The sequence below is a fragment of the Lysinibacillus fusiformis genome (genome assembly GCF_003049525.1).
Classification (GTDB): domain Bacteria; phylum Bacillota; class Bacilli; order Bacillales_A; family Planococcaceae; genus Lysinibacillus; species Lysinibacillus fusiformis.
Genome location: NZ_PYWL01000028.1, coordinates 1 through 9,113, shown reverse-complemented (window position 1 = coordinate 9,113; position 9,113 = coordinate 1). Strand labels below are relative to the sequence as shown.

The following is a 9,113-nucleotide window of genomic DNA, read 5'->3' as shown; positions in this document are numbered from 1 at the left end:
GTTTACTTTTTTTCGAAAAATTACTCATATATCATCTGAATTTAAGTTGTTTCCTGTAATATTTACTTTTCGAACACCCAAAGCATAGTTCAACTAGTTTAAACTAGTTTACTTTTTTTCGAAAAACAACTCATATATCATCTGAATTTAAGTTGTTTACCTGTAATATTTACTTTTCGAACACCCAAAACATAGTTCAACTAGTTTAAACTAGTTTACTTTTTTTCGAAAAACAACTCATATATCATCTGAATTTAAGTTGTTTACCTGTAATATTTACTTTTCGAACACCCAAAGCATAGTTCAACTAGTTTAAACTAGTTTACTTTTTTCGAAAAACTACTCATATAGCATTTGAAGGTTTGTTCTTAGATTTTCGACTTTTCGACTCGTTGGATAGATAAAGGACCTCCCAGGCTTAACGCATACATAAAATTAAAAGTAAAAAGGACGCTTAAAGCGCCCTCAGTTTCAGTACATAATAAAACTAACTTGAACTTTGATGAAATTAATTTAATCAAAGAATTTCTGCATAAACTCTACCGTTTAATTTGCCAAATTCCACTTTGGCTGGAAACATATCAATTCCTTGAAGTTTCATTCCTACGGAGCTTTCAACCCATCCAACTAGCTCATGAGGTAAACGGTATGCTATTACTTTTCCATTCGACTCTTTGACAGTGACGATTGGCTCTCTCTGCCCCCCTACAAACCCCGCAGAAAGCACATTATGTACAATGCCCTGTGCCTTTTCATCTAACAGAACTGGCACTTTAAGAACATCATGCTTATTAATATCTTGATAAATTTTTGCCCCTGCCTTGTTTACAATAAAATCTGCCATTAAGAACCCTCTTTCCCCTGTTTGATATGTAGTAATTTTATCATTCTTGTTGGGTTTTCAGTTAAGGTTTTCCCCTTGTTTTAGGGTGGAGGCTGGTAAGGGGTGTAGGGGCTTCCCCACATAGCGTAGCTGAATTGTGAGTAAGAGAAATTTCTCGATCGGAAGAATTGGCGGTTTTGGCGGTACAATGGCACGAGCATACCGACTCCTTGAATTTCTCGTTTTAGGTTGTCGGCTTGGCGACAGTCCAGCACCGCCAAAATTTTGGAATGCAAGGTGTAAAGGGTGGAGGTTTTTTGAGCGCAGCGATCCGTAGGGCAAAAAATACCACCCGAACCTTGCATGGAGAAAAGCCCTTTGAATTTATAAAATCAACGTAATTGATTCGCGCCCAACAAAAAGACGACGGCCAATAACAGCTATCGTCTTTTTTTTATTTACTTTGTTTTTTATTCGATTTCTTTTTCTGCAGGGGAATACCAACTTCGTTTGCATGGTTGATGATTTTACCGGCCAATTCTGCAGCCATTTCTTTTTTCGATTTACTCATCGAGACACCTCCGAAAATACTTATGTACAAGCATTATCGCCAGCCTACTAAAATTTTAATCATAAAGGCCACTCACCCGACGTACGATAGTGGTGTAACGACAGGATAACAGTGTCGTAGATTTAATTCAGCTTTGGGAGGCGAGAAAGTGCAAAAGGGAAGTGCAAGAAAGGTTCGTACGGATAAAAAACGAGATGTTAAGCCCACAATTCCTGTTGAATTAAAAGACACCATTTACCGAATTAGTTATGTAGTTGATACCCCAGTTAAGGATATCGTTGAAACCATTTGTCAATTTGGACTAGATTCACGGAAGGTCATAACTGTCTTATCCGAAAACTTTAAACGTAACGTAAAATTTCACAATACGCTCTTTATAGGCGATCTTGATAAACCATCAGTGCAACGACTTAAGTCTGGAACCAGGACTGAACGGATTAGCACTAGATTACAGCAGCCAGATTACGAAAATCTAGTAACTCTCGCATTTGCACTCGACGTAACACCTTCACGGGCTGCAGCTTTACTAATTGATGCAAGTATTCGTCACAGCGACTTTGTAAATAGTTATTTCCAACAACATCTCAGCGAAACACTAAATTACAATCGGATGATCGAATTAAGGAAGATCATTAATTTTATAAATAATAATAATCCTTATGATGAGACGGTATCTTGGCTCGCTTTAATTTCTTACATTTATGCTGAAATAAAAGACAGCGCAGTCTCTTTTAACGAAACACTTAACGATTTTATAGACAAATGGAAGTAGTATTTTTAAAGAAAAATTCAACCACTAATTCCATTCCTTTTTAGTGGTTGATATCTTCTATATTCGCTTACCTGTAGTTAGGTTATGGTATTTTTTGATTATTTTAACATTACCTTATTATATATGTGCGTTCAATTGCGGTTCTTATCGAATATTCGTGACCATAACGAGGCCCCTGTTTTTTCCTGCTGCTTACGCTCCATCTCCGCAATTTGTTCCGATAGTTTTGCAATAGTTTCGGACTGCTCTGCAATCTGCTTCGTTTGTTTCTCAAGTTTTTCATCAATGGACGACTGGAACTCGATCATTAGCTTATCACGATCTTGAAGCTCTCCACGTAATGCGCCAATTACCGCCATTGCTTGCGCTAGTACGCGTTCGACGTTATCGCTGTCTTGCTGCACTACGGGAATGTTTGCGTTAGTTGTAGCGACAACTTGCGATATTTTAGGTGTAAGAATAGCGTTTATATCTGTATCCGATGACATAACAAAACTAGCTGCCTCATCTAAAGGCATTGATTTCTCTCGGTTAAGATGTTGCATAGCACGCAAAATATTCACATCCATTTGCGAATATTCGCGATGATTACGAGTATTGCGGTATAAAGTTAACCCATTCTTTTCCAATAATCCAGCGTAATGCTTTAGATTAGTAGTCGTAAAACCTAGTATATTTGCAACTTCTTTGGCTGTTAGTCGTTCATTATCGTTACTCACATCTAATCACGCTCCCTTAGCCAGTCATAAAACGGAACTTTTGGTGTTTCTACTGGACGCTTGTCCGAAGGAATTGGTGCTATTACATCATATTGTACAGCTTTTTCTAACGCAGCTGAAAACGTAGCTACTACATTTTCAAATACATAACCCTCGGCGATTTGTATTGCAATAGAATGAACAATATCTTTCGCTTTATTGAATCGTTTAGTATCGCAATCAGAGCCTATACGCAAGGCTAGAACGTGTTGTACTGACTTTATGGACTTTTGATAAGGCATGGAATCTAAGACGTCGTAAAAAGCAATTTGAAGTGGATTAGAAGCATATTCAACAACATATTCACGGCCAGGTGTTGAGTTTTTTTCTATTTCCTCTTTAATAACATTAGAGATCTCGTTTATATACTTATCTTTTACTTGTTTTGAATTGTAAGAGATATTATAGTTAAGACTCTTATTTTCATCTTCTACGCTTACAGCCACAAGGGTTCCATCTTTTTTCTGTTCAGCAAGTTGTTCAGCATTTAGTTGAGCAAATTTATAGTCAGAAAGACAAAATACCTCTTTCATAATCTCGCGGAAGTTTGCGTGCTTCTTGTCGACGATAATGTACTTTCCAGCGCCTCCGTGGCTCTTTATAAGTCGCGCAATGATAAACTCACCTGTTTGCTTTAAAGCCCTCACAGCGCTTGTAACGGTACGAATTGACACGTCACATTTCAATGCAAGATTATTAGCGCCCACCTTCGCAATGCCGGCGCCACTTGTTATGTACAGAATACGATCTAATACCGCTAGTTGCTTGCGTGGGAATAACTCGTCAAGCATAACGTTTCTTTCTTCTAAAGAAGCTCGCAAGGTATTAAGCCTGCTACGTTTTGCAGTTGTAGTAGGTCGCTCTGTTGTATAAGTTAGATAAAATTGTACACGTTGATTTGTTGCTGTTAATGTTTTCATTAGTCGTTGCCTCCAATTTTTACGGAAACAAAAAGCGCCCTGTCATCGTATTTCATAACGATGCAAGACGCTAAATCTAGCGATTATCTACGATAATCCGTTTTTTATGGTTGAAATCATTCATAAATTCTTATAGAATGACGTATAGATACTTTATGTATCGTTGAAAACATAAAAAACGAGTTATTCGCAAGTTTGCATCGTGGTTAGGACACGATTGTAAGCGAATGTAGAAGGACGGCAATCCGACTACGTTCACGTGAGTAACTCTTTTTACTTTTCCGGACATATTTCGTTAGCAACAACGATAAACTATCAAACGATTAAACGCAAGAAATATTTTCATATAGAACCATTCATCAGCTGCTGTGAGACGCATCTAAATATCGTTTATTGTATAGTTGTGCTTCTCGATTACGCTGACAATCCCTTATTCTGTCCCGAGACGGAATCTAGGTCTATCAATCTAATGTTGATTTTTAAACCTAATAGGGGTTTCGAATTTCTTTCAAATGATCCCAAAATGTATTTTATACAAATAAAACCAGAGCATATTATAAGCTCTGGTTTTGTTACTTACTTTTAGATTTATTTTGTTAATGAAGGCAGTTTCATTTAATCGAATAGATGGTAATAGCACTACTAAACCAATGCCCAACCCAATTAACATTTAGCGTATCTGTTAATAACCCCTCAAATAATGCTCCAAATGCACATCCAATATCTCGCCAAAAACGATAAACCCCAATTGATGAAGCTCTCCATTCTAGCTGTACTACATCACTAATTGAAGCTTGAGTGTTGGATATACCCTTGCGGTTCCTAAACCTAAAAGAATAGCTGCTATGAACCATAAGCTATATTGGTTTACAATTAAATCATCCATATAGAGAAAGGGCCTGAAGCCCATTCCTCCAAAAATGTTGTCTTACTTATAGAATTTAGCATTAAATAGTCCGATTTCTGAATCGTTACCAGATTTAGTACGAGATAATTTAAAACCTATTTTAACTGCTTTTTTTAAATTGATATTAATATTAGTAGGCATGTCACCTGCACTAATGGAATAACTTTCAACAAGATTTTCGTCTAAATAAACATCTAAAGTTAAATCAGCATTTGTACTCATAGATTTTTCAGTTAGCGCCATAGTGGCTTCGAATTTATTATACTGCCCATTTAACGGAAATTCTAATAATACATTTTCAGGTTTAGTCCAATAACCATCCACACCTAATGTGATATAGTTACTATATTTATTTCCAACGTTATCTGAAAGACGTTCTGCATTAAATTCATATGAGAATTTATTTCCCCCATTTCCTGATGATGCCTGAAAATTCATATGTTTTATGTCACGTTGAGGATAATATGCAGTGTCATCTGCTGTTTTACCAATATGTATGGTTTGCTTAGCACCGTCCCATTTAACAGGATATCCTAACTCTTCACTGATAAAGCGTAATGGAACATATGTAGTACCTTGATATGTGAAAGGTTTGTCCTTAGGCATACTTGACACTTGATTAATTTTAATATCTTTGACATTAAAAAACACTTCTAATGTTTTACTGTTTGTGGCTGCAAATGCTCCTAGAGTACCACCTAATAAAAGAGCACCCGCAATTGACGAACTAATTATAAATTTCTTCATTTTATTTCTCCTTTGTACCTAGATTAATAACTCAAATACTAGATACATTTTCCTTTAATATTAAATAAATGTAAATATATTTTAGTATTTATCATCATTTCATTTAAGAAGAGATAATATAAAAAGGTACAATCACGTACCTTTTTCTGTTGTTATTAAATTAAAATAAAGCAATAATAGCTACAACTAACTGTAATGACATTAAAACTATACATAAAACACTGAAGATAAGACTAAAAGTACTTAAAATAAGACTAATTAACATCATTCTTTCACTCTTATTTTTCTGTTTTTTAGCATTCCTCTCTTTCTTCATAATTTTTTTACGCATCGTATCACCTCTTTCTGTTCAAAGTGAACATTGATTATATTAAGCACGTAAAAACATACTCCTTGTATAGTAGATAAAAAAATTCATTTCATAACTTAAAATTAGTCGTAGCCATGTTTTATATAAAAAATGAGGTACTCTCTTCAAATTTCCCGATCAATCTAGTAAACTGATACTATAGCTATTATTTCATGTCGCTTACCTGGGTAGGCAGACGGTGATTAAACAATGAGACGAGCCTTTGGGCTTACTGGATCAGCAATCTTTGAATTGCTGAAAGACTACGGGTAGGGCGAAGTATGCCCTCTATTGGATATCAAACAAAAGTGAATATTACAGAGGATAAGTAGGTCATTAACCACAAGAAGGGTTAAAAGGGCGTGCTTTTTTTTGCGTCAAAAAAAGAGGGCTCATCGTTTTTACAGATTTGTTACGGTGATAGCCTATGTACTTATATTTTTTATTTTAATCACAAAATTAACATCTGATAGGGGGAAGGAATAATGAAGCTACGTTACAATGGATTAGAATTAAATGTTTCTGCACGTTTTGTAGTAGCAGTTGGTGGTTTATTGACAACGATCACCTTGATATACCAGCAATTCTAATTATAAGGGGCTTGAAGGTCATTTTTGATCTTCAACCCCTTTTCTATGCCCAAACGGGAATATCGAAGAAAATATACACTCCCATACAATCCGAGTTGACATAACAACTGAAAAAGGCAGTAACGATGAAGGGAGACCCCTTGTCGTTACTGCCTTTTTAATTGAATCACTAGTTATTGTGTATACGAGATTTTATACATCGTTGATTTAACAGTGTTTTTGGATTGGATCACCAATCGCAGCATGTATAAAATTCTGCATAAATAGCATTAGAATTTAATATCTTTACTTCTTATGATAAACAAAATATTCTAAGCCTTCATATGTCTTTTTAAGCCATTTAAAATCAACGTATGAATATAACTTAACCTTAAATAAAATAACCATCTTAAAACGAACGTAAACGACCTATAATTTGATTATTCATGAATCTTATTTGGTAAAACAAACAAAAAAGTGTTTCCTAAAAACAAGACAACACTGTTTAGTTACGACCGATTTAAAATACATTAACCTCCTTTTGGAATGAGGAGCGAGTAAAAACAAAAAGAGAAGGCTTATAGCCCTCTCCGTCACTTATCATGCACAACATGTATAAAAATCTATATATTATTGCTTGCAACACGAAATGGCTTTGTCCATATCTTTTTTGTTTACAAACACAGATCCTTGATTATCAATTACATAATCTATATTATTGTCATCTAACTTCTCTAATAATGCTTCTTGCGACTTTTTTGTTAAATTTTCATACTTAGCCAATAGGGTTACGTCTTCTTCAGTGACGGTTGCTTTTCCTGTTTCTAACTCATCATGCTTGCTACATCCATTCAATATACTCAAACTTAAAATAATACATAAGAAATATTTAGATTTCATAAAATCCTCCTCCTTAAATTTTCTATACTACATTTATTAAGACATTATATAAAAATTAACGACAAATTACCATTTTAGCATTAATTTGTAAAATAATAAATTATTTCTGTCTATAGAGCTCATGATAAAAGGCTATCCAAAATTGGATAGCCTTTTATCAATATATTAGTATTTTAATGTAATTTTATTTGTTTATCTAAAGTTACAACTTTTCTCCAAGTTTGAGTATTTCCACCTGAAACACTCAAAGAAAAGCCTTTTGCACTAAATGACCCACCGAGAGTTTTTGAAACGGTAGATTCCATATTCCCTGAAGCCTGAATTCTAATTCTATTATTATCTACTAAAGTAGAATGTAAATACGCAGGTTGATAATTATGATTCCCTGTTCCACCTGCTTGTACGAATGCTGTTCCACTTACAATACTCGAAATATAAGTGAAAGAACCACTTCCACTAATTTCAACCAAAGCCCCATATCTTATAAAACATTCGGCACCATTATAATTTACTATGTACTCCCAATCCTCTAAATGTTTAGTTGCACCTACAACAAAAGCTTCAAGTGCCGACTCAGAAACAGCTGCAAAAGTTCTTGGACGATCAGAAGTATTTTGATAATACTTTGTTCTAGCATCATCTAAGACTTGTTTTTTAGCTTCTTCATATGAAATATTACGACCTTCAGCAACTGCATTATATACTTCTTCAATTGTTACATCTTTCAGAACCGCAGTGTTTTCAGATTGTTGATCTGACGATTGAATGCTAGGTGTAATTTCAGAAGCATTTGCATTTGGCATAGCAATCATAGAACCTGAAGTAACTAATGCTGTAGTAAATAACAAACTTTTAATATAATTTTTTTTTACCAATATAATTCCTCGTTTCCATATATATGTATTTATGATTCATTAATAACAATAATGTATATAATTTGTTATTTCAATGGAAAACCAAGATGAATAAATATTGACAAAATTACTAATTTTCAAAAACATCAGTTTATTACATTTATCAAGAATCAAAAAGACCTCACCAATTTGAGGTGCGTAGATGGGCACTCTGAAATTTAATGGCGAATATTCTGGCTGCCCTTACAACAAAATTTCATTCCTTTTTCAACTGATATACCTATCATTTCGTTCTCCATATAGTTCTACTTTGTTATGTATACAATTTTAAACCCTCCTGTATACCATTCCAACCCAAGTGCGACGCGCTTTTCGAGTGTGCTGTAGCACACTCTTAATCCTGCACGTTGTGCTAGGCTCCTTTCACGCACCTAGTATTTCACAATAAAAGGAGTAGATTTAACGCCTATAGATGCTTAGAGAGCGTCCCTTTGCTCACATAGCATCTATAGGCATTGTAATTTATTCCATCATTTTTGCGCCTTTGATCTTCAGGTTTTGCTCTTAGGTTTTCTGATCGATCTGCGACTCATAATCAGGTGTAATGTAATAATCAAAAATTTATCAAGTGAAGTGCTTAATACAGCTGCTACATACCAATTGCAATCATAGGATTTACTGATACCGAAATGAACGGTTTTTATTCCCTGCTGTAATCAAAATGTCAGATATTATTTTCTCTTTCTGAAGTGTTGGACTAAAGACTTCCAGGCAAAATTAAAAGAGCAATCTAAAGATTGCTCTTTTATATAAAAACATAGTTCAACTAGTTTAAACTAGTTTACTTTTTTTCGAAAAACTATTCATATATCATCTGAATTTAAGTTGTTTACCTGTAATATTTACTTTTCGAACACCCAAAGCATAGTTCAACTAGTTTAAA

General features: G+C 34.5%; 8 protein-coding genes. 1 reads left to right on the top strand and 7 read right to left on the bottom strand.

Going from position 1 to position 9,113, the window contains the following annotated elements; genetic code table 11:
- Window positions 1–517: 517 nt before the first annotated feature.
- Complete coding sequence (locus tag C9J29_RS23905) at window positions 518–844, bottom strand: hypothetical protein (protein WP_107922903.1); 327 nt, start codon at window positions 842–844, stop codon at window positions 518–520.
- Window positions 845–1,542: 698 nt separating this feature from the next.
- Here C9J29_RS23905 and C9J29_RS23900 point away from each other — a divergent pair.
- Window positions 1,543–2,166, top strand: a complete 624-nt coding sequence (locus tag C9J29_RS23900) for a hypothetical protein (protein ID WP_107922902.1) — start codon at window positions 1,543–1,545, stop codon at window positions 2,164–2,166.
- Between the two features lie 131 nt (window positions 2,167–2,297).
- Here the strand turns inward: C9J29_RS23900 and C9J29_RS23895 are convergent, their stop codons facing one another.
- The 6 genes from C9J29_RS23895 to C9J29_RS23870 form a co-directional block, all read right to left on the bottom strand.
- Window positions 2,298–2,885 (bottom strand): MerR family transcriptional regulator, encoded by a 588-nt coding sequence (locus C9J29_RS23895; protein WP_107922901.1) that lies wholly within the window; start codon window positions 2,883–2,885, stop codon window positions 2,298–2,300.
- A gap of 2 nt (window positions 2,886–2,887) precedes the next feature.
- Entirely contained in the window at window positions 2,888–3,844 is a 957-nt protein-coding gene (locus C9J29_RS23890) for a hypothetical protein (RefSeq protein WP_107922900.1), read from the bottom strand.
- Window positions 3,845–4,772: 928 nt separating this feature from the next.
- Window positions 4,773–5,498 carry a stalk domain-containing protein gene (locus C9J29_RS24465; RefSeq protein ID WP_107922899.1) on the bottom strand — a complete coding sequence of 242 codons (726 nt, stop codon included), beginning with the start codon at window positions 5,496–5,498 and terminating at the stop codon, window positions 4,773–4,775.
- Window positions 5,499–5,658: 160 nt separating this feature from the next.
- Window positions 5,659–5,829: a hypothetical protein gene (locus C9J29_RS24460; protein WP_170110044.1), complete on the bottom strand. Its 171-nt coding sequence runs from the start codon at window positions 5,827–5,829 to the stop codon at window positions 5,659–5,661.
- A 1,217-nt stretch (window positions 5,830–7,046) separates the two neighbouring features.
- The gene (locus tag C9J29_RS23875; RefSeq protein ID WP_107922898.1) at window positions 7,047–7,316 is read right to left on the bottom strand and encodes a hypothetical protein; all 270 of its coding nucleotides are present in this window, start codon (window positions 7,314–7,316) and stop codon (window positions 7,047–7,049) included.
- A gap of 173 nt (window positions 7,317–7,489) precedes the next feature.
- Window positions 7,490–8,191: a hypothetical protein gene (locus tag C9J29_RS23870; RefSeq protein WP_107922897.1), complete on the bottom strand. Its 702-nt coding sequence runs from the start codon at window positions 8,189–8,191 to the stop codon at window positions 7,490–7,492.
- Window positions 8,192–9,113 lie beyond the last annotated feature (922 nt).

Bases quoted from the DNA above. Each gene is read 5' to 3' on its own strand.
- C9J29_RS24465 (WP_107922899.1), bottom strand. From the start codon at position 5,498: ATGAAGAAATTTATAATTAGTTCGTCAATTGCGGGTGCTCTTTTATTA.
- C9J29_RS23905 (WP_107922903.1), bottom strand. From the start codon at position 844: ATGGCAGATTTTATTGTAAACAAGGCAGGGGCAAAAATTTATCAAGAT.
- C9J29_RS24460 (WP_170110044.1), bottom strand. From the start codon at position 5,829: ATGCGTAAAAAAATTATGAAGAAAGAGAGGAATGCTAAAAAACAGAAA.
- C9J29_RS23890 (WP_107922900.1), bottom strand. From the start codon at position 3,844: ATGAAAACATTAACAGCAACAAATCAACGTGTACAATTTTATCTAACT.
- C9J29_RS23875 (WP_107922898.1), bottom strand. From the start codon at position 7,316: ATGAAATCTAAATATTTCTTATGTATTATTTTAAGTTTGAGTATATTG.